21 protein-coding genes are annotated in these 20,773 nt (G+C 59.2%); 13 read left to right on the top strand and 8 right to left on the bottom strand.

What is annotated here, in order from left to right; all coding sequences use genetic code 11:
- Positions 1-104: 104 nt before the first annotated feature.
- A complete protein-coding gene (locus HMPREF3138_RS05475; RefSeq protein ID WP_038874815.1) occupies positions 105-1,949 on the top strand; it encodes a polyurethane esterase in 1,845 nt (614 codons plus the stop codon).
- 63 nt (positions 1,950-2,012) lie between these two features.
- On the opposite strand, the gene HMPREF3138_RS05470 is transcribed toward HMPREF3138_RS05475, so the two are convergent.
- From HMPREF3138_RS05470 to HMPREF3138_RS05460, 3 genes are all read right to left on the bottom strand, one after another.
- Positions 2,013-2,909 carry an aldo/keto reductase gene (locus tag HMPREF3138_RS05470; protein WP_038874812.1) on the bottom strand — a complete coding sequence of 299 codons (897 nt, stop codon included), beginning with the start codon at positions 2,907-2,909 and terminating at the stop codon, positions 2,013-2,015.
- A gap of 99 nt (positions 2,910-3,008) precedes the next feature.
- Entirely contained in the window at positions 3,009-3,248 is a 240-nt protein-coding gene (locus tag HMPREF3138_RS05465) for a DUF1289 domain-containing protein (RefSeq protein ID WP_019455980.1), read from the bottom strand.
- Between the two features lie 21 nt (positions 3,249-3,269).
- A complete protein-coding gene (locus HMPREF3138_RS05460) occupies positions 3,270-4,199 on the bottom strand; it encodes a LysR substrate-binding domain-containing protein (RefSeq protein ID WP_187135399.1) in 930 nt (309 codons plus the stop codon).
- Between the two features lie 139 nt (positions 4,200-4,338).
- On the opposite strand from HMPREF3138_RS05460, the gene HMPREF3138_RS05455 reads away from it, so the two are divergent.
- The 6 genes from HMPREF3138_RS05455 (at position 4,339) to rnt (ending at position 10,182) form a co-directional block, all read left to right on the top strand.
- On the top strand, positions 4,339-4,980 hold the full coding sequence (locus tag HMPREF3138_RS05455; protein ID WP_038874806.1) for an NAD(P)-dependent oxidoreductase: 642 nt from the start codon (positions 4,339-4,341) through the stop codon (positions 4,978-4,980).
- A gap of 138 nt (positions 4,981-5,118) precedes the next feature.
- Positions 5,119-6,756 carry a phosphoethanolamine transferase EptA gene (eptA, locus tag HMPREF3138_RS05450; protein WP_038874803.1) on the top strand — a complete coding sequence of 546 codons (1,638 nt, stop codon included), beginning with the start codon at positions 5,119-5,121 and terminating at the stop codon, positions 6,754-6,756.
- 103 nt (positions 6,757-6,859) lie between these two features.
- A complete protein-coding gene (locus tag HMPREF3138_RS05445; RefSeq protein ID WP_038874800.1) occupies positions 6,860-7,480 on the top strand; it encodes a TetR/AcrR family transcriptional regulator in 621 nt (206 codons plus the stop codon).
- A 90-nt stretch (positions 7,481-7,570) separates the two neighbouring features.
- Entirely contained in the window at positions 7,571-8,674 is a 1,104-nt protein-coding gene (locus HMPREF3138_RS05440) for an alkene reductase (protein ID WP_038874797.1), read from the top strand.
- A gap of 338 nt (positions 8,675-9,012) precedes the next feature.
- Positions 9,013-9,420: a lactoylglutathione lyase gene (gloA, locus tag HMPREF3138_RS05435; RefSeq protein WP_004931325.1), complete on the top strand. Its 408-nt coding sequence runs from the start codon at positions 9,013-9,015 to the stop codon at positions 9,418-9,420.
- A 78-nt stretch (positions 9,421-9,498) separates the two neighbouring features.
- Positions 9,499-10,182 carry a ribonuclease T gene (gene rnt / locus HMPREF3138_RS05430; protein WP_038874795.1) on the top strand — a complete coding sequence of 228 codons (684 nt, stop codon included), beginning with the start codon at positions 9,499-9,501 and terminating at the stop codon, positions 10,180-10,182.
- A gap of 68 nt (positions 10,183-10,250) precedes the next feature.
- Here the strand turns inward: rnt and HMPREF3138_RS05425 are convergent, their stop codons facing one another.
- Positions 10,251-10,598 carry a Grx4 family monothiol glutaredoxin gene (locus HMPREF3138_RS05425; RefSeq protein ID WP_004931329.1) on the bottom strand — a complete coding sequence of 116 codons (348 nt, stop codon included), beginning with the start codon at positions 10,596-10,598 and terminating at the stop codon, positions 10,251-10,253.
- A gap of 415 nt (positions 10,599-11,013) precedes the next feature.
- Here HMPREF3138_RS05425 and HMPREF3138_RS05420 point away from each other — a divergent pair, with 415 nt between their 5' ends.
- Both HMPREF3138_RS05420 and sodB read left to right on the top strand, forming a co-directional pair.
- A complete protein-coding gene (locus tag HMPREF3138_RS05420) occupies positions 11,014-11,832 on the top strand; it encodes a C40 family peptidase (RefSeq protein WP_038874793.1) in 819 nt (272 codons plus the stop codon).
- Between the two features lie 199 nt (positions 11,833-12,031).
- Positions 12,032-12,610 (top strand): superoxide dismutase [Fe], encoded by a 579-nt coding sequence (gene sodB / locus HMPREF3138_RS05415; RefSeq protein ID WP_004931333.1) that lies wholly within the window; start codon positions 12,032-12,034, stop codon positions 12,608-12,610.
- Positions 12,611-12,671: 61 nt separating this feature from the next.
- On the opposite strand, the gene HMPREF3138_RS26125 is transcribed toward sodB, so the two are convergent.
- The gene (locus tag HMPREF3138_RS26125) at positions 12,672-12,761 is read right to left on the bottom strand and encodes a cytochrome bd-I oxidase subunit CydH (RefSeq protein WP_019455989.1); all 90 of its coding nucleotides are present in this window, start codon (positions 12,759-12,761) and stop codon (positions 12,672-12,674) included.
- Between the two features lie 324 nt (positions 12,762-13,085).
- On the opposite strand from HMPREF3138_RS26125, the gene purR reads away from it, so the two are divergent.
- Entirely contained in the window at positions 13,086-14,111 is a 1,026-nt protein-coding gene (gene purR / locus HMPREF3138_RS05410; protein WP_033638375.1) for an HTH-type transcriptional repressor PurR, read from the top strand.
- Here the strand turns inward: purR and punR are convergent.
- Positions 14,108-15,052 carry a DNA-binding transcriptional activator PunR gene (punR, locus tag HMPREF3138_RS05405; protein ID WP_038874791.1) on the bottom strand — a complete coding sequence of 315 codons (945 nt, stop codon included), beginning with the start codon at positions 15,050-15,052 and terminating at the stop codon, positions 14,108-14,110. The genes purR and punR overlap by 4 nt on opposite strands.
- A 123-nt stretch (positions 15,053-15,175) precedes the next feature.
- On the opposite strand from punR, the gene punC reads away from it, so the two are divergent.
- Positions 15,176-16,387, top strand: coding sequence for a purine nucleoside transporter PunC (punC, locus tag HMPREF3138_RS05400; protein WP_038874789.1), 1,212 nt, complete (start codon positions 15,176-15,178; stop codon positions 16,385-16,387).
- A gap of 345 nt (positions 16,388-16,732) precedes the next feature.
- Positions 16,733-17,884, top strand: coding sequence for a cyclopropane fatty acyl phospholipid synthase (gene cfa / locus HMPREF3138_RS05395; protein WP_038874787.1), 1,152 nt, complete (start codon positions 16,733-16,735; stop codon positions 17,882-17,884).
- A 64-nt stretch (positions 17,885-17,948) separates the two neighbouring features.
- Here cfa and HMPREF3138_RS05390 read toward each other — a convergent pair whose 3' ends face one another.
- Both HMPREF3138_RS05390 and HMPREF3138_RS05385 read right to left on the bottom strand, forming a co-directional pair.
- Positions 17,949-18,242: an I78 family peptidase inhibitor gene (locus tag HMPREF3138_RS05390; protein ID WP_038874785.1), complete on the bottom strand. Its 294-nt coding sequence runs from the start codon at positions 18,240-18,242 to the stop codon at positions 17,949-17,951.
- 54 nt (positions 18,243-18,296) lie between these two features.
- Entirely contained in the window at positions 18,297-18,947 is a 651-nt protein-coding gene (locus tag HMPREF3138_RS05385; RefSeq protein ID WP_016927930.1) for a riboflavin synthase, read from the bottom strand.
- Positions 18,948-19,184: 237 nt separating this feature from the next.
- Between HMPREF3138_RS05385 and HMPREF3138_RS05380 the strand changes: the two genes are divergently transcribed.
- Positions 19,185-20,561: an MATE family efflux transporter gene (locus HMPREF3138_RS05380; protein WP_038874783.1), complete on the top strand. Its 1,377-nt coding sequence runs from the start codon at positions 19,185-19,187 to the stop codon at positions 20,559-20,561.
- Positions 20,562-20,773: the final 212 nt, after the last annotated feature.

The raw sequence follows: 20,773 nt of genomic DNA, 5'->3' as shown, positions 1-20,773 counted from the left end.
GTCCTCTGACCAGCTGTCGTTCGGCTAACGTTGTTTCCCTGTTTCCACCGCCGACGCATGAGAGTGCACTCCCGGCCAGGCGGCATAATTCATAAGGAACTGATATGGGCATCTTTAGCTATAAGGATTTGGACGAAAACGCGTCGAAAACGCTGTTTTCCGACGCCTTGGCCATCTCTACCTACGCTTACCACAATATCGATAACGGCTTCGACGAAGGCTACCACCAGACCGGCTTCGGGCTGGGCCTGCCGCTGACGCTGATCACCGCGCTCATCGGCAGCACCCAATCGCAGGGCGGCCTGCCCGGCCTTCCCTGGAACCCCGACTCAGAACAGGCCGCGCAGGAGGCGGTGAACAATGCCGGCTGGTCGGTCATCAGCGCCGCGCAGCTGGGTTACGCCGGCAAAACCGATGCACGCGGCACCTACTACGGCGAGACCGCCGGTTACACCACCGCTCAGGCCGAGGTGCTGGGCAAATATGACAGCGAAGGCAATCTCACCGCCATTGGCATCTCATTTCGCGGTACCAGCGGCCCACGCGAGTCGCTGATCGGCGATACCATCGGCGATGTGATTAACGATCTGCTGGCCGGTTTCGGGCCGAAAGGCTACGCTGACGGCTACACGTTGAACGCCTTCGGCAATCTGCTGGGCGACGTAGCGAAGTTCGCGCAGGCGCACGGGCTGAGCGGCGAGGACGTGGTGGTCAGCGGCCACAGCCTCGGCGGGCTGGCGGTCAACAGCATGGCGGCTCAGAGCGACGCCAACTGGGGCGGCTTCTACGCGCAGTCCAACTATGTTGCTTTCGCCTCGCCGACCCAGTACGAAGCCGGCGGCAAGGTGATCAACATCGGCTACGAAAACGATCCGGTGTTCCGTGCGCTCGACGGCACCTCGCTAACCCTGCCGTCACTGGGCGTACACGATGCGCCGCACGCCTCCGCCACCAACAATATCGTCAACTTCAACGACCATTACGCGTCGGACGCCTGGAACCTGCTGCCGTTTTCCATTCTCAACATTCCGGCCTGGCTGTCGCACCTGCCGTTCTTCTATCAGGACGGGCTGATGCGGGTGCTGAACTCCGAATTTTATTCGTTGACCGACAAGGACTCGACCATCATCGTCTCCAACTTGTCGAACGTGACGCGCGGCAATACCTGGGTGCAAGACCTGAACCGCAACGCGGAGACGCACAGCGGACCGACGTTTATCATCGGCAGCGACGGCAATGATTTGATCAAGGGCGGCAAAGGCAACGACTATCTCGAGGGCCGCGACGGCAACGATATCTTCCGCGACGCCGGCGGCTACAACCTGATTGCCGGCGGCAAAGGCCACAATATCTTCGATACCCAGCAGGCGCTGAAGAACACCGAGGTCGCCTACGATGGCAATACGCTTTACCTGCGCGACGCCAAAGGCGGCATTACGCTGGCGGACGACATCAGCACCCTGCGCAGCAAAGAAACCTCCTGGTTGATTTTCAACAAAGAGGTGGATCATCAGGTGACCGCGGCCGGATTGAAATCGGATTCGGGCCTCAAAGCCTATGCCGCTGCCACCACCGGCGGCGACGGCGATGACCTCTTGCAGGCTCGCAGCCACGACGCCTGGCTGTTCGGCAACGCCGGCAACGACACGCTGATCGGCCATGCCGGCGGCAACCTGACCTTCGTCGGCGGCAGCGGCGATGACATCCTGAAGGGCGTCGGCAACGGCAATACCTTCCTGTTCAGCGGCGATTTTGGCCGCGACCAGCTGTATGGCTTCAACGCCACCGATAAGCTGGTGTTTATTGGCACCGAAGGCGCCAGCGGGAATATCCGCGACTACGCCACGCAGCAAAACGACGATCTGGTGCTGGCCTTCGGCCACAGCCAGGTCACGCTGATCGGCGTTTCGCTCGATCACTTCAACACCGATCAGGTGGTGTTGGCCTAAGGAGCGGCGTAAAAAAAGCCGGGCGCTTTCGCCGCCCGGCTTTCCTCTTTTTTTTGCTCCGCCTTAAGGCACGTCATACCCCAGCGCCGCCTTGCGAATGCGGAACCACTGCTGGCGATTCAGCACCAGCTTCTGCGCCTTCAGCGCCGAGCGCACCCGCTCAATCTTGCCGGAGCCGATAATCGGCAGCGGCGACGACGGCAGGCGCATCACCCAGGCGTACACCACCTGTTCAATGGTATCGGCGCCGATCTCTTGCGCCACCCGCTGTAGCTCGTCACGCAGCGGCTGGAACTCGGCGTCGTTGAACAGGCGCCCGCCCCCCAGGCAGGACCAGGCCATCGGCTTGATGCGCAGTTGCTGGCACTGGTCGAGCGTGCCGTCGAGAATGGCCGGCTGGTGAATCGGCGAGATCTCCACCTGGTTGGTCGCCAGCGTGAACGGCAGGCGCGACTGCAATAGCTGGAACTGCGCGGGCGTAAAGTTGGAAACGCCGAAATGGCGCACCTTGCCGCTTTTATGCAGCGCGACGAAGGCTTCGGCCACGTCGTCGGCATCCATCAACGGATCCGGCCGGTGGATCAGCAGCAGATCGAGGTAGTCGGTATGCAGATGGCGCAGCGATTGTTCCGCGCTCTGTACGATATGGTCGCGGTCGGTGATGTAATGGCCGATCGGATTGCCGGGCTTGGCGGTGGTGGCGATGCCGCACTTGGTCACCAGCTCCAGCGACTGGCGCAGCGCCGGCTTCAGGCGCAGCGCGTCGCCGAACGCCTGTTCGCAGGCGTAACCCCCGTAGATATCCGCGTGGTCGGCGGTGGTGACGCCCAGTTCAACATGCTGTTCGATGAACGTCAGCAGCTGCTGCGGCGACATGCCCCATTCCATCAACCGCCAGTAACCGCAAATCATGCGGGAAAATTCAGGCCCCTGCGGCGCGAGACGTATACGTTCTACCATTGCGAAAACCTCATGACATTAGTTGTCAGCCAGCATACACAAGCCGGTGAGGCACAGGGAAGCGGTAAGCCACACGAACGTGCGGCAGATCAGGAAAGGTTAAAACAGCGACGGCTGTTCCGGCAGCGGCTCGTCGGGCGCTTTATTGGCGCGTTGCAGGCGCAGGAAGCGTTGACGGCAAAGGCGCAGCACCTCGCGCTTCTGCGCGTCGCTCATGCTCATCCAGCCGAAGCGTTCCTCGCGGCTGCGCAGGCAGCCACGGCAGAATCCGCGATCGTCGGCCTGGCAAATGCCACGACACGGGCTGGGGATGTCGAAAAATTCAAGCTGCTGCGCCACGGGGCCTCCTGCGTTCTCTTGCTAATTGAAGACGCCATCGCCGCCGCTGGCAAGTCCCTTTTCGCCATTGCGGCGAAAATAGTCGCGCAAATAACGCAGCGCCTGACGGCTTTTCTCCGGCACGTTACGCTCGAGCGTCAGCGCGTGCAGCCGCAGCGGCGCCGGCCGCCACTCCGGCAACAGCAACAACAGCTCGCCGCGCTGAAGCTCGTCGCCAATTTCATACAGCGGCTGAATGGAAATGCCCAGCCCGGCGCGGGTAAAGGCGCGCATCACGTTCATGCTCTCGCTGACGATCTGCCCTTCCGCCAGCCGCAGCTTAACCTGCTGGCCGGACTGGTGCAGCAGATCCAGATGGGCCCCGCTGTAGCCGCTGGAGATCCAGCGGTGCTGCACCAAATCCTGCGGTTTTTCCGGCACTCCATGCTGGCTGAGATAACGCGGTGCGGCGCACAGCACCATCGGCCACGCCGTGAGCGGGTGCGCGATCATATTGGCGTCCGCCAGCTGCCGGTTGGCCCGCAGCGCAATGTCGACCCGCTGCTCTATCATATCGACGATGCGATCGTCCGCCAGCACCCGCAGCGTCAGCTTGGGATGCGCCTGCAGCAGCGGCGCCAGCGCCTCCGCCAGCGATCGGCCGCCGATGCCGACCGGGGTGGCAATGCGCAGCTCGCCCACCAGCGTATCTCGTAGCTCCGCCAACCGCTGCTCCGCCTGCTGCGCCTGTTGCAGCATCGCCTCGCAGCCGGGGTAAAACGCCGCCCCCGCCTCGGTCAGCGCCAGACGACGGGTGGAGCGGTGCAGCAGCGGCACCCCGAGCGCTTTCTCCAGCGAGCGCATATGCTGGCTGACCGCCGACGGCGTCATGCCCAGCCGCCGCGCCGCGCCGGCCAGCGATCCCTCCGCCACCACGGTGGCGAATATCGCCATTCGATTGAGTTTATCCACGATTATGAAGTTTTACTTAATCAAGAAAGCATGAATATGGCACTAATCACGGCTATTGTTAAGGGCTAGAGTATAAACCACGCAGCAGGCATATCGGCCTGCTTCATGATACTGAACACATCCCCGAAGGAGCATACAGATGAAAGTAGCCATTATTGGAGCAACCGGTTTTGTTGGCCGCCGCGTGGTGGATGAAGCGCTGGCTCGCGGCATTCAGGTGACGGCGATCGCCCGCCAGAAAAAAGAGTTGCCGGAGCACGCCAATCTGACCGTCGCACTGGGCGACGTTGCCGATACAGCCTGGCTGGCGGGGCAATTGCGCGGTCAGGATGCGGTGATCAGCACCTACAACCCCGGCTGGGGCGAAGACAACCTGTATGAAAAGACCGCTCGAGGCGCCCAACAGATCCTCACCGCGGTCGAACAGGCCGGCGTCAAGCGCCTGCTGGTGGTCGGCGGCGCCGGCAGCCTGGAAGTGGCGCCGGGCGTTGAACTGGTGGATACGCCGCAGTTCCCGGAAAATATCCGCCCCGGCGCGCAGGCGGTACGCGATCTGCGCAACAAGCTGCGCAATGAATCGGTGCTCGACTGGACCTATCTCTCGCCGGCCGCCCTGCTGGAACCGGGTAAACGTACCGGTCAGTTCCGCCTCGGCACCACCCAGCTGCTGATGAACGGCGAAGCGCCGGCCAGCATTTCGGTGGAAGACCTGGCGGTCGCCATCGTCGATGAGATTGAAAAACCACAGTTTATTCGCGCACAGTTCACCGCCGCCTACTAAACTGCCTCATTGCCAGGCCGCCCGGCCTGGCGTTTTCCCTGCGTTCACCCCCGCCAGTATTCTGAATTTCTAAGGTTTTCTTAAGTTTCATCCGGTAGATTTCAAGGCATTATCTCCTCTCAGGATCCAGATTTGGCAATGTGGTTACGTCAACGCTTACAGTGCAACAGCCTCGGTTTTATCCTCGCCACCGCCCTGTTCTTCACTCTGTTTCAAAACGCGTTATTCCTGCACCGCGCCTGGTCGTATATCACCTTCGATAGCGTCCACAGCGTCATTTTCGCCGCCAGCATGCCGGTGGTGATTTTCTGTGCGCTGAATATCATCTTCAGCGTGTTGACCGTGCCCTACCTGCGCAAGCCGCTGATCGTCTTTTTCTTGCTCGGCAGCGCCGCAGCCAACTATTTCATGTACAGCTATGGCGTGGTGATCGACGGCAACATGATGCAGAACGCCTTCGAAACCAATACCCAAGAAGCGACGGCGCTGCTGACGCCGCGCATGGGGTTGTGGCTGGCGCTGCTCGGCGTTTTGCCGGCGGTGGCGGTCTGCTTCACCCATATTCGCCAGACCCGCCCCTGGTGGTATATGGTCGGGCTGCGCGCCGCCAACGTCATGCTGTCGTTGGTGGTGATCCTGATCGTCGCCGCGCTGTTCTACAAAGACTACGCTTCGCTGATCCGCAACAATAAAAGCGTGGTGAAGATGTTGACGCCTTCCAACTTCGTCGCCGGCACGATCAAGTTTACCGAACAGCGCTATTTCACCCGCAATCTGCCGCTGGTAAAAATCGGTGAAGACGCGCGCAAAGGGCCGCTGATCGCCGGGCAGGCCAAGAAAACGCTGGTGATCCTGGTGGTGGGCGAAACCGCCCGCGCCGAAAACTTCTCCCTCGGCGGCTACGAGCGCGAAACCAACCCGCGCCTGAAGCAGGACGACGTGGTCTACTTCAAGAACGCCAGCTCTTGCGGCACCGAGACGGCGATCTCCGTCCCCTGCATGTTCTCCAACATGCCGCGCAGAGAGTACGACGCGACTCAGGCGGCGCACCAGGAGGGCATGCTCGACGTGCTGGCGCATGCCGGCGTCAACGTGCTGTGGCGCGATAACGACGGCGGCTGCAAAGGCGCCTGCGACCGGGTGCCGCACATCGACATGACCAAGCTGAAACTGCCGCAGGACTGCGACGGCGAAGTTTGCATGGATAACGTGCTGCTGTACAAGTTGAACGACTACATCAATAGCCTGAAAGACGACGGCGTGATCGTGCTGCACCAGATGGGCAGCCACGGCCCGGCTTACTACCGCCGCAGCACGCCGGAGTTCCAGACGTTTTCGCCGACCTGCAACAGCAATCAGATTCAGGATTGCAGCCACGAACAGCTGGTGAACACCTACGACAACTCGATCTTGTATACCGATGCGATGCTCGATGCCACCATCAAGCTGCTGCAGCAGTATGACGATCGGTTCAATACCGCGCTGGTCTATTTGTCCGATCACGGCGAATCGCTGGGGGAAAATGGCATGTACCTGCACGGCACGCCTTATGTCTTCGCGCCGAGCCAGCAAACGCATGTGCCATTCCTGATGTGGATGTCGGCCGACTATCAGCGCAACTTCGGCGTCGATCGCCAGTGCCTGAACACGCTGGCGGAAAAGGACGATGTGTCGCAGGACAACCTGTTCCACACCCTGCTCGGTATGCTGAACGTACAGAGCCGCGAATATCAATCCCAGCTGGATATCCTGCAGCGTTGCCGCAACGCGGCGTAAGCGCTTAACTTCCTCGTGCCGCTGGGGCACAATAGTTTGCAGACAACCGGCGTTTTGTGCGCCGGTTTTTTTATTCCCATTGACCTAGACCAATCGGTCTATTATGCTCGGCACCATGATGACCAAATCAACGCATTGCAACGTGGACACACGTGAACATCTACTCGCCACCGGCGAAACTCTCAGCCTCCGTCTGGGCTTTACCGGCATGGGGCTGAGCGAACTGCTGGCCACTGCGGGCGTGCCGAAAGGTTCGTTCTACCACTATTTCCGCTCGAAGGAAGCCTTCGGCGAAGCGATGTTGCAGCGTTATTTCGCGCATTATGATGCAGAAATGCAGGCGCTGTTTGCCGATGAGCACGGCGATGCCCGCCACCAGCTGCTCGGCTATTACGCCCAGGCCATCAGCTACCACTGCCGCAGCGAATGCCACAACGCCTGCCTGGCGGTGAAGCTTTCCGCCGAGGTGAGCGATCTGTCAGAACCGATGCGCCATGCGCTGGAAACAGGCACCGCTCGCGTGATCGGCCACCTGCAGGAGGCCATCGAACGCGGTATCACCGAGGGCTCGCTGTCGGTGGCCATGAGCCCGGCAGCGACCGCAGAGACGCTGTACTCACTGTGGCTCGGCGCTTCGCTGCGCGCCAAGATCCGCCACTCGCTGGCGCCGTTGACCAGCGCGCTGGAAAGCATCGAGTTGCTACTGCGCCCGCCGCAACCGTAACGGTAACACTTTATTTTTATTGAAAAATGCAGTTCGTGGTTTTTTATCGCCCATTACTAGACGACCGGTCTATTAAATACAGGATGCACTATGAAGACTGAAAAATTGCTCTCTCCGCTGAAGGTTGGCGCCATCACCCTGCCCAACCGCGTGTTTATGGCTCCGCTGACGCGTCTGCGCAGCATCGAACCGGGCGATATTCCTACGCCGCTGATGGCGGAATATTACGCACAGCGCGCCAGCGCCGGCCTGATCGTGACCGAAGCGACGCAGGTTTCCTTCCAGGCGAAAGGCTACGCCGGGGCGCCGGGGCTGCATACGCCGGAGCAGATTGCCGCATGGAAAAACATCACGCAGGCAGTACATGACAAAAACGGCCATATCGCCGTGCAGCTGTGGCACGTAGGCCGCATCTCCCACAACAGCCTGCAACCGGGTGGGCAAGCGCCGGTCGCCCCTTCGGCAATCAACGCCGAAACCCGCACCACCGTGCGTGATGAAACCGGTGCCTGGGTGCGCGTGCCGACCTCCACGCCCCGCGCGCTGGAAACCAGCGAGATCCCGGGCATCGTCAACGATTTCCGCCAGGCAACCGCCAACGCGCGGGAAGCCGGCTTCGACTTCATCGAACTGCATGCCGCTCACGGCTATCTACTGCACCAGTTCATGTCGCCGGCCTCTAACCAACGTACCGATCAATACGGCGGCAGCATCGAGAATCGCACCCGCCTGACGCTGGAAGTGGTCGACGCGGCGGTCGCCGAATGGGGTTCCGAGCACATCGGCATCCGCATCTCGCCGCTGGGGCCGTTCAACGGGCTGGACAACGGTGAAGATCAGGAAGAAGCGGCGCTGTATCTGGTAGAAGAGCTGAACAAGCGCAACATCGCCTACCTGCACATCTCCGAACCGGACTGGGCCGGTGGCAAGCCGTATTCCGACGCCTTCCGCGACTCGGTGCGCGCCCACTTTAAAGGGGTGATCGTCGGCGCCGGCGCCTACACCGCCGAAAAAGCCGAAGCCTTGATCGAAAAAGGTTTCATCGACGCGGTGGCCTTCGGCCGCAGCTACATCGCCAACCCGGATCTGGTGGAACGCTTCCGTCAGCACGCGCCGCTGAACGAACCTAAGCCGGAAAGCTTCTACGGCGGCGGCGCCGAAGGGTATACCGACTATCCGTTTCTGGCGAAGTAACCCGTCCTGATCCCAAACGGCCATGCGACTGCCTGGCCGTTTTTTTATGCGCCGCACGCAAAAAAGCCCGCACGGGGCGGGCCGGTGTTCCCTGGTGTTGTGCTCTACTGCCGTTCAATTTTTACACGCTTGCCGTCGAAATAGATAATTGATTGTGCAGATCAATTACTCTGTATCGATCGGTACGCTCGATCAATATTTAGACATCACCGTCGCGAGCCTCATAAGTGACATTGTCACTCATTCGTTACGTTGAATTCCCTTGCGGGACAAGGCTATACTCGCTTGTGCTTCAATCCACCCGCCGTCTGCCACGGCACAGCCAATTCAGAGGAATTATGCGCTTACTCCATACCATGATCCGCGTCGGTGACCTGCAACGCGCCATCGACTTCTACACCAAGGTATTAGGCATGCGCCTGCTGCGCACCAGCGAAAACCCAGAGTACAAATACTCGCTGGCTTTCGTCGGCTATACGGAAGAGAGCGAAGGCGCGGTTATCGAACTGACCTATAACTGGGGCACCGACAGCTATGACATGGGCACCGCCTTCGGCCACCTGGCGCTGGGCGTGGACGACGTTGCCGCCACCTGCGACAGCATCCGCCGCGCAGGCGGCAAGGTCACCCGCGAAGCCGGCCCGGTGAAAGGCGGTACCACGGTCATCGCCTTCGTTGAAGATCCGGACGGCTACAAAATCGAGCTGATCGAAAATAAACATGCCGGTCAGGGCCTCGGCCACTAAGCCTCCCCTTCAGGGCGCACCGCGCCCTGCTGATTCTCCGCGCGATAGCGCCTGCAACCGGGCGCAAAATTTGCCATAATGCGCGCTGCATTCGATGAAGATAAGAAACTGATGGCCGAGAAAAGTGATCTTAACGCCCTGAGTGGTCGTTTTCGTGGGTTTTATCCCGTAGTAATAGATGTTGAAACCGCCGGCTTCAACGCCAATACCGATGCGTTGCTGGAGATCGCCGCCGTCACGCTGAAAATGGATGAAGACGGCTGGCTGCAGCAGGACGAGACCCTGCACTTCCACGTGGAGCCTTTCGAGGGCGCCAACCTACAGCCGGAAGCGCTGGCGTTCAACGGCATCGATCCGCACAACCCGCTGCGCGGCGCGGTCAGCGAATATGACGCGCTGCACGCCATTTTCAAAGCGGTGCGCAAAGGGCTCAAGGATCGCGGTTGCAACCGGGCCATTATCGTGGCACACAACGCCAACTTCGATCACAGTTTCCTGATGGCCGCGGCCGAGCGCGCCGGCCTGAAGCGCAACCCGTTCCATCCGTTCGCCACCTTCGACACCGCCGCGCTGAGCGGCCTGGTGCTGGGCCAAACGGTGCTGGCGAAAGCCTGCATCGCCGCCGGCATGCCGTTCGACAGCAGCCAGGCGCACTCCGCCCTGTACGACACCGAACAAACCGCCCTGTTGTTTTGCGAGCTGGTTAACCGCTGGAAACGTCTCGGCGGCTGGCCGCTTCCCGCCGGCGACCTCGCCGAATAAGCCCAACAAAAAAGGCGGCCCAGTTTGCACTGGCGCCGCCCATTGCGCGATAACCGCAGGCCTGTCGATTAAGACTGTTGGTCTTCCTGCGCTTTATACTTTTCCGCAGTTTCTTTGATTAGCTGCTGCAATTCGCCGCGCTGATACATCTCGATGATGATATCGCAACCGCCGACCAGCTCACCGTCTACCCACAGCTGCGGGAACGTCGGCCAGTTGGCGTATTTTGGCAGCTCGGCGCGGATGTCCGGGTTTTGCAGAATATCCACGTAGGCGAAACGCTCGCCGCAGGCGGACAGCGCTTGCACAGCCTGTGCGGAGAAGCCGCAGCTCGGCAGCTTAGGCGAACCTTTCATGTACAGCAGAATCGGGTTTTCAGCGATCTGGTGCTGAATTTTTTCAAGTGTCGTCGTCATTTATTGCTTCCTCAAGCCACATTTCATGGCTACAACATGCATCACGCGGGCTATTGTAGCGGCTGGAACAGTCGCAAGAAAACGCCATCTTTTGCAAGGATATTCGCCCGCCGCCGATCGCGTTTCACCGGCCACGTCATTCCGGTCAAAACATACGTCGAGAATAACATTTTTAATCCGACTATTTCACTAATATATTGCGTCGCGATGACGGCGCGGATTAATTATATCCCCACCGCCAACTGGCGCTTTTTCATACACCAACAGGCTGATTTTGAAACAAAAAAAATGTCATTAACGTTTTCTCACAATATGGATTATTATTTATGAGTTCTTCGCTGTTTTATATGGCGAAATTCGGGAATACTGTAACTCTTTCGATATCCGTTTCGGGGCCAAGGTTGGTGACGTCGACATGCGTTTAATTCTTACGCTCTTTGCGCTGCTGTTTACGCAGCTCTTCTTCAATTTGGCGCACGCTGCGCCACAGGCGCGTGTTGCCGCCGAGCAGCGTAAAAGCCATGCTAATGAAGCGCGGCCCGATGACCGCAGAAAAAAGAAAGCGGACAAAGCCGCCAAAAAAGCCAAAGTGACGGCCCCCGAGAAAAAAACCAAGACCGCCAAGACGAAAAGCGAGAAAAGCGCGAAAAAGATCGTCAGCGCCAAACCCAAGGCCAAAGCGCAGAAAACCGCCAAGATTAAAGTCACCCCGCCGAAAAAGGGCTATAAAAAAGGCTATGGTCGCCACCGCGAAGCCGGTATGGCCACCGCCAAACTGGCGCGTGAAGAAAAGCCGTTGAAACTCAGCCCCGCGCACAAAAAACGCTACCAGCACGCCAAGCAGACCGCGATGGCCAAGCTGATGGGCCAGATGGGCAAACCTTACCGCTGGGGCGGCAGCTCGCCGCGCACCGGCTTCGATTGCAGCGGCCTTATCTATTACGCCTATAAAGACGTAGTGAAAATCAAGATGCCGCGCACCGCCAACGAGATGTATCACCTGCGCGATGCGGCGCCGATCAAGAAAAGCGAACTGGAAAGCGGCGATCTGGTGTTCTTCCGCATCAACAACCGCGGCGTGGCGGACCATGTCGGCGTCTACCTCGGCAACGGCAAATTCATCCAGTCGCCGCGCACCGGTGAAGAGATCCGCATCAGCCAGCTCGACAACGACTATTGGCAGAACCACTACATCGGCGCACGCCGCGTAGTGACGCCGAAAACCATTCGTTAATGCCCTGTTCTGCACGGTTGCGGCCCCGGTCGCAACCGCCTGCTCAAGCTATCGTCCATCGCACTTCCCCACGCGCATTTCTCGCTTTTTCTCCTGTTTTTTATGATGAAAATTGTTAATATTGAATGACCACAATAAAAAACGGCCCATATGGTTCTCGCCCCGGCGGGAAGCGAATGGCGCTGTAAAGGAGGAAGCAATGTCGTTTGAATTACCTGCATTACCGTATGAGAAAAACGCGCTCGAGCCGCACATCTCCGCCGAGACCCTGGAATACCACTACGGCAAACACCACAACACCTACGTGGTTAACCTGAACAACCTGGTGAAAGGCAGCGAGTTCGAGGGCAAATCGCTCGAAGAGATCATCAAGACCTCTAACGGCGGCGTATTCAACAACGCTGCGCAGGTGTGGAACCACACCTTCTACTGGCACTGCCTGTCGCCACAGGGCGGCGGTGAACCGCAGGGCGAACTGGCGGCAGCGATCGTCAAATCCTTCGGCTCTTTCGCTGCGTTCAAAGAGCAGTTCACCGATGCCGCAGTGAAAAACTTCGGTGCAGGCTGGACCTGGCTGGTGAAAAAACCGGACGGCGCGCTGGCGATCGTCAACACCTCCAACGCGGCCACCCCGCTGACCGGTGAAGACAAACCGCTGCTGACCGTTGACGTGTGGGAACACGCGTATTACATCGATTACCGCAATGCGCGTCCAAAATACCTGGAAAACTTCTGGGCGTTGGTCAACTGGACCTTCGCAGCGGAAAACCTGGCGTAAGCGCAGGTTCTGAGGTGATAAGGCGCAGCCAGGCTGCGCCTTTTTTATAACCGGGGGTAAATCAGTTCAACGCGGCAACGAAGCTGAAAGCGATAATGACCGCCAATGCGCAAACGGTGGTGAACAGCGACATCTTCAATTCGGTATCCATGACAACTCCTTTAAAATGGGCTTTCCTAAGGATAAAAGGCGCACAATTAGTACGTCAAATCATTTTCCCACAGTTCGCCGATAAAATCTTGTTATCATTTCCCGGTTTATAATCTCGATTACCTCTTCCACTTTTGTTCAATATGCGACAAAATTCGCAGTTCACAACTGCGTACCGGCATCCATGCCCCTCCTGATTAAGCGCTGAAGACTTCAACACACTAAAAACTCAGTTTTCGCTTCTCTGGAGAAGGATCTACGTAGGCAAACGATTAACATCACACTTACATGCTGTAAACATGTGAGTTCAGGAGTCATTCCTTACATGGCAACGATTAAAGATGTGGCCAAACGCGCGGGCGTTTCCACCACCACCGTTTCGCACGTCATCAATAAGACTCGTTTCGTCGCCGAAGAGACCAAAGCGGCCGTGTGGGCCGCCATCAAAGAGCTGCACTACTCGCCGAGCGCCGTGGCGCGCAGCCTGAAAGTCAATCACACCAAGTCGATCGGCCTGCTGGCCACCTCGAGCGAAGCGCCCTACTTTGCCGAAGTGATCGAGGCGGTGGAAAACAGCTGCTACAGCAAAGGCTACACCCTGATCCTGTGCAACTCGCACAACAATCTGGACAAGCAGCGCGCCTACCTGGCGATGCTGGCGCAAAAGCGCGTCGACGGCCTGCTGGTCATGTGCTCCGAGTACCCCGATCAGCTGCTGGGCATGCTGGAAGACTACCGCAACATCCCGATGGTGGTGATGGACTGGGGTGCCGCGCGCGGCGACTTCACCGACACCATCATCGATAACGCGTTCGAAGGCGGCTATCTGGCCGGCCGTTACCTGATCGAGCGCGGCCACCGCGATATCGGCGCCATTCCGGGCCAACTGTCGCGCAATACCGGCGGCGGCCGTCACCAGGGCTTTATGAAGGCACTGCAGGAAGCGCATATCGACATTCGCGAAGAGTGGATCGTCCAGGGTGACTTCGAGCCGGAGTCCGGCTACAAGGCGATGCACCAAATCCTGTCGCAAAAGCAGCGGCCGACCGCGGTATTCTGCGGCGGCGACATCATGGCGATGGGCGCCATCTGCGCCGCCGACGAGCTGGGGCTGCGGGTGCCGCAGGATATTTCCGTGATCGGCTACGACAACGTGCGCAACGCCCGCTACTTCACCCCGGCGCTGACCACCATTCACCAGCCGAAAGAACGCCTGGGCGAAATGGCCTTCACCATGCTGCTGGATCGCATCATCAGCAAACGCGAAGAGTCGCAGGTGATCGAGGTGCATCCGAAGCTGATTGAACGCCGCTCGGTCGCCGACGGCCCGTTCATCGACTACCGCCGCTAATCCCCCGCGCCGGAAGCCTGCACGGCTTCCGGTTCCGCCTCGCTCAGCCACTCCTGGTTCAGCGTCTCCCCATCGCCCAGATACGCCAGCAGCCAGCTCATCGCCGGTGAGGGTTTATCCTGCTGCCAGGTCAAGCAGCAAGGGCTGGCGGGAAACGGCTGCTGCAGCTGCAACGCCTTCAGCTCACCGCGCTGCACCCGCGGCAGTGCCCGATGTGCCGGCATCATGCCGACACATAACCCGGCGCACAAACAGTCGAGCGCCGAAGTCCAGTCCGGCACCACCAGCCGACGCTGGTTATCCAGCGTCCAGGTGACGCGCTTGGGCAGATTGCGCGAGGTGTCCTCCAGGCAAAGTGAAGGGTACGGCCGCAGCTGCTCGTCATTCAGCGGCCCTGTCAGTTGCGCCAGCGGGTGCTGCGGGCTGACCACGCACAGCCAGTTCATATAACCCATGTCGCGGAAGGCGAAGCCGCCGCCGACCGGCACCGCACGGGTGGCGCCGATCGCCATGTCCGCCCTGCCGTCCACCAAGGCATCCCACACGCCGTTGAACACCTCGGGTTGTAGCATCAGTTCGACGTCGGGGAAATGACGGTAGAAATCCAGCACCAGTTGGCGGCTGCGCTGCGGTTTGACGATGATGTCCACCGCAATATTCAGCTGGCCGCGCCACCCGTTGGCCACCTGCTGACAGTGGCGGCGGGTGTCGAGCATTTTTTTGATAACAACTCGCGCATCCTTGATAAACAGCGCGCCGGCCGGCGTCAACTCCACATCGCGGTGACGCCGCTCGAACAGCGGCACCGCCAGCCATTGCTCCAGCTGCCGTACGGTATAGCTCACCGCCGACGGCACTCGGTGCAGCTCCTGCGCCGCCGCGCTGAAACTGCCGGTGCGCGCCACCGCGTCGACCACTTCAAGAGAATATTCAGACCACATCGCTTTGCCTTCAATTTTTTTAACAGCACTTTGCAAATATTACCGTTTCACAAGCAGAGATCCAGCCGGATACACTGGCCGGCGCTAAAAACCTGCGACATTAAAATATTAACGAGAAATACCATGCGAAATTCCTTTGGCTTTATGTTCTACCTCGCCGGCCTGAGCATGCTGGGTTATCTGGCGACCGACATGTACCTGCCCGCCTTCGGCGCCATGCGGGAAGAACTGCAAATTTCCGCCGGCGCGGTGAGCGCCAGCCTGAGTATCTTCCTGGCCGGCTTCGCCTTCGCGCAGCTGCTGTGGGGGCCGCTCTCCGACCGTCTGGGCCGCAAACCGGTCTTATTGATCGGCCTGACGCTGTTCGCCCTCGGCTGCCTGGGCATGCTGTGGGTGGAAAACGCCGTGCAGCTCTGGATCCTGCGCTTTATTCAGGCCGTCGGCGTCTGCTCCGCCACCGCCATCTGGCAAGCATTGGTGGTCGACCGTTACCGCGAAGGCCAAGCCAACCGCGTATTCGCCACCATTATGCCGCTGGTGGCGCTGTCGCCGGCGCTGGCCCCGCTGCTGGGCGCCTGGTTGCTGAACCACGCCAGCTGGCGCGCGATCTTCGCCGCGCTGTTGGTGATCACCGCGCTGCTGCTGCTGCCGACGTTGATGCTCAAAGAGCGCGCCAAAACGCAACCCACCGCCGATGCGCCAAAAAACGGCGTCAGCTTCTGGCAACTGTTGAAATCCCCGGTGTTCAGCGGCAACGTCGCCATGTACGCCGCCTGCTCGGCCGGCTTCTTCGCCTGGCTGACCGGCTCGCCGTTCATCCTCGGTGACATGGGCTACAGCCCGAGCGACATCGGTCTGAGCTACGTGCCGCAAACGCTGGCCTTCCTGCTGGGTGGCTACGGCTGCCGCGCCGCGCTCAAGCGCATCAATGGCAAAACCCTGCTGCCGTGGCTGCTGGTAGCTTATGGTGTCAGCATGGTGGCGCTGTATCTGGTGGCGACACTGACCGAGCCGACGCTCACCACGCTGCTGATCCCGTTCTGCGTGATGGCGCTGGTCAACGGCGCCGGCTACCCAATCATGGTGGCGAATGCGCTGATGCCGTTCCCGGAAAGCAGCGGCAAGGCCGCCGCGCTGCAAAATACGCTGCAGCTGGGGCTGTGCTTTGTGGCAAGCATGCTGGTGTCGGCGTTTATTGCCCAGCCGCTGTTGGCGACGGTGACGGTGATGGTATCGACGGTGATCCTGGCCGCGCTGGGGTATTTCCTGCAGCGGGGAAAAGCGGCCGATGCGCAGCGAAAGGCGCAGCGGGAACATGCTAACTCAGCGTCATAATTACCAAGTTTAATAATCACTTAAAGAATATGCGTGCCGAGTGCGATTTACAGTTGAGTCAACGCCTCGGCACGCCTATACTCAAAAACAACCTTGTAAAGTAACACCTTATAATCTCTATATCTCAATTAGCGCTTGTGTACGCGCTTTGCGTCACACTCTTTTTTTTAAGGATGCATTTATCCCGCGCCGTTCGCGTCGGGTAGCTTCTTAAAATTTCCTCTGTTCATAGTCGGATATCAGACGCCGCGGGCCTATTTTCCGCCGGTAAACGTATGCACCCGCAGAAATTGTCTAAGCTGTTTCCTAACGGGTCATCAGTCAGAAGAAGGTGATGGAGAAGCTATGAGTTCATCGTGTATAGAAGATCTGAGTATCCAGGATAATCAGTGGTACCGTATCGCGCATGAAATGCTCGGCCTGGCCGGCATTGAAATCAACGGATCGCGCCCCTTCGATATTCAGGTTAAAAACCCCGATTTCTTTAAACGCGTTCTGCAACAAGGGTCGCTGGGGCTGGGCGAAAGCTATATGGACGGCTGGTGGGAATGCGAGCGGCTGGATATGTTCTTCCAGCGCGTGGTCAGCGCCGGGCTGGAGAAGAAACTTCCCCACCACCTGAAAGATACCCTGCGTATCGCCGCCGCGCGCCTGACCAATCTGCAATCGAAAAAGCGCGCCTGGATCGTCGGCAAAGAACATTACGATCTTGGCAACGATCTGTTTACCCTGATGCTCGATCCTTACATGCAATATTCCTGCGGCTACTGGAAAGACGCTACTACGCTGGAGGAAGCGCAGGAAGCCAAGCTGCGGATGATCTGCGAAAAACTGCAGCTGCAACCGGGCATGCGCCTGCTGGATATCGGCTGCGGCTGGGGCGGCCTCTCCGCCTATGCGGCGAAGCATTACGGCGTGTCGGTGGTCGGCGTGACCATTTCCGCCGAACAGCAGAAGCTGGCTCAGGCGCGCTGCGCCGGGCTGGATGTGCAGATCCTGCTGCAGGATTACCGCGATCTGCATCAGCAGTTCGATCGCATCGTGTCCGTCGGCATGTTCGAGCACGTCGGGCCGAAAAACTACCGCACCTATTTCAACGTGGTGGAACGCAATCTGGCGCCGCACGGTTTGTTCCTGCTGCACACCATCGGCTCCAACAAAACCGACATGAACGTCGATCCGTGGATCAACAAGTACATTTTCCCGAACGGCTGCCTGCCTTCAGTGAGCCATATCGCCGAAGCCAGCGAAGGCCATTTCGTGATGGAAGACTGGCACAACATCGGTGCCGACTACGATCGCACGCTGATGGCCTGGTTCGAACGCTTCAAACAGGCGTGGCCGCAGCTTGCCCCGCGCTATTCCGAACGCTTCGAGCGGATGTTCAGCTACTACCTGAACGCCTGCGCCGGCGCGTTCCGGGCGCGCGATCTGCAGCTGTGGCAGGTGGTGTTCAGCCCGAAAGGCGTTGAAGGCGGCATTCGCGTCGCGCGCTGAACCATAAAAAAGCCCCGGCAACATCATCGCCGGGGCTTTTTTTTGCTCTCTCGGACCCTGCGGGTTAACCGCAATAAACGCGAATGATTTTATCGTTGCTATCGCCGAGGAAGTTCAGGCGGCGCAGGTTGAAATCCATGGTAACGGCAGAGTTGTACGGAATGGCGCGCACCTTGGCGTCGATCCGCACGCCTTCCAGCGAGGTCATCGGCTTACCGACGAAGTTTTGATACTGCGAAGCGCCGCAGGTATCGTCCGCATCGGCCATTTGCGCGCCGGCGCCCTGCTCAGGTGAGCTGCTGCAGGCGCTCAGCGCCAGCAACGCGGTTAACAACAACGTTTTCCCATAAAACTTCACGCGTTTCTCCTCTCTGCTTATGATTCGATACCGGCGGCAACGCCAGAATCGCTGTCAGTCTTTGTGCGCCGGCGCCATCGCCGCCGCCAGCGTCGCTTCCCGGTTGGCCAGCACGCGCTCGACGGTATCCACCACCGCCTGCGTTTGCGGATCGATTTCGATGTTCACCTTATCGCCCAGGCGTTTCTTACCCAGCGTGGTGCGATCCAGCGTTTCCGGGATCAGGTGCACACAGAAACGATTATTCACCACTTCGCCGATGGTCAGGCTAATGCCGTCGATGCCGATGAAACCTTTGTGCAGCACATATTTCATCAATTCCGCATTCGGCATGCGCAACCATACCTGGCGGTTATTTTCTGACGTATAAATCTTGGCCACTTCCGCCGTGCAGATAATATGGCCGGACATCAAATGACCGCCAATTTCGTCATTGAACTTCGCCGCGCGCTCGATATTGACGATGTCGCCCAGCGCCAGATCGCCGAGGTTGGTCAGGCGCAGCGTTTCCTTGATCAAATCGAAGCTGACGCGGTTGCCTTCCACCGCGGTCACGGTCAGGCAGCAGCCGTTATGGGCCACCGACGCCCCCAGCTCCAGCCCCGGCAACAGCTCGGCAGGCATCTCGATCACGTGGGTGCGGAAATTGGGTTTCTCATCAATGGCGACCAGCGGCGCGGTGCCTTGTACGATACCGGTGAACATATGTGCCTCTTCTTACTAATAGGTTAAAACACTCCCGGCAGTTTGCCCCAGTTGGCGCTGAAAACCAAATCCGCGTAGGCAAAAAACGCGGGCCTGCGCATTTAATAACTATTTATCTGCGGCGTTTGCTTAACGACGCCGAGCAGGTACAATATTTTTGACAAAATTCCGCTATTTTAATTGTTGTCCTCTCGCGGCAGCCCTCCCTCCCACATATATAAATAGAAAGGTGTATGCGTGCAGAAGTACTTAATTGAAGCGCGTAGTTTATTGGCTCTCGCTATCCCGGTCATCATCGCGCAAATATCGCAAACCGCCATGGGCGTGGTGGATACCATCATGGCCGGCGCCTACAGCGCCACCGACATGGCGGCGGTTGCGGTCGGCACTTCAATCTGGCTGCCGGCCATCCTGTTCGGCCACGGCCTGCTGCTGGCGCTGACCCCGGTTATCGCCCAGCTTAACGGCGCCGGGCGGCGCGATCGCATCGCTCATCAGGTGCGCCAGGGCTTTTGGCTGGCTTCCGGCGTGTCCGTGCTGCTGATCGTGGTGCTGTATAACTGCAAGTTCGTCATCGACATGATGCACAACATCGACCCGCAGCTGGCGGATAAAGCCGTCGGTTATCTGCACGCCATTATGTGGGGAGCGCCGGGTTACCTGTTCTTCCAAGTGATGCGCAACCAGTGCGAAGGCCTGTCCAAAACCAAGCCCGGCATGGTGATCGGCTTCCTCGGCCTGCTGGTGAATATCCCGATCAACTACATCTTCATCTACGGCAAGTTCGGCATGCCGGAGCTGGGCGGCGTCGGCTGTGGCGTCGCCACCGGCAGCGTCTACTGGATCATGTTCCTGATGATGCGCTGGTACGTGAAGCGCGCACCCTCGCAGCGCGACATCAAACGCCAGGCAGGCGATCTCGGCGGCCCGGACTGGGCGGCGCTGAAGCGCCTGATCGGCATCGGCATGCCGGTGGCGCTGGCGCTGTTCTTCGAAGTCACGCTGTTCGCCGTGGTGGCGCTGCTGGTTTCGCCGCTGGGGATCGTTGCGGTTGCCGGCCACCAGATCGCGCTTAACTTCAGCGCGCTGATGTTCGTGCTGCCGCTGTCGCTGGGCGTCGGCGCCACCATCCGCGTCGGTTACCGTCTGGGGGAAGGTTCGGTTGAAGGCGCCCGTGTCGCCGCCTACTCCGCCATCGGCGTCGGCATCACCATGGCCGTCTGCACCGCGCTGTTTACCGCCACCTTCCGCGAACCGATCGCCCTGCTGTACAACGACAGCCCGGCGGTGGTGGCGATGGCGTCGCAGCTGATGCTGCTGGCGGCGCTGTACCAAATCTCGGATTCTATCCAGGTGATCGGCAGCGGCGTGCTGCGTGGTTATAAAGACACCCGCGCGATCTTCTTCATCACCTTCATCGCTTATTGGGTGTTGGGCCTGCCGAGCGGCTATCTGCTGGCGTTAACCGATGTGGTAGTGCCGGCAATGGGGCCAAGCGGTTTCTGGATCGGCTTTATCATCGGCCTGACCTTCGCCGCCATCATGATGGCGCTGCGCATGCGCTGGCTGCAGAAACAGCCGACCGCCGTCATCCTGCAGCGATCCACGCGTTGAGCCCGCGCCCGGCCGGTTTCATCCCCGGCCGGGCTGCGGTTTGCGGAAAAAAGCGCCGGACTGCGCACAACCTCAGCAATCGCGTGAAATACCGAATAAAATTGCGCTTTTCCCCTTGCCAGCACGCGGGGAGCTCGTTAATATTCGTCCCCGCTGTCAGCCATGACAGACAGGAAAAGATGCGTCCGTAGCTCAGTTGGTTAGAGCACCAC

This window comes from Serratia sp. HMSC15F11 (assembly GCF_001808215.1).
Classification (GTDB): domain Bacteria; phylum Pseudomonadota; class Gammaproteobacteria; order Enterobacterales; family Enterobacteriaceae; genus Serratia; species Serratia nevei.
Note: the sequence above shows the minus strand (reverse complement) of the source record. Positions and strands in the feature narration are given on the sequence as shown.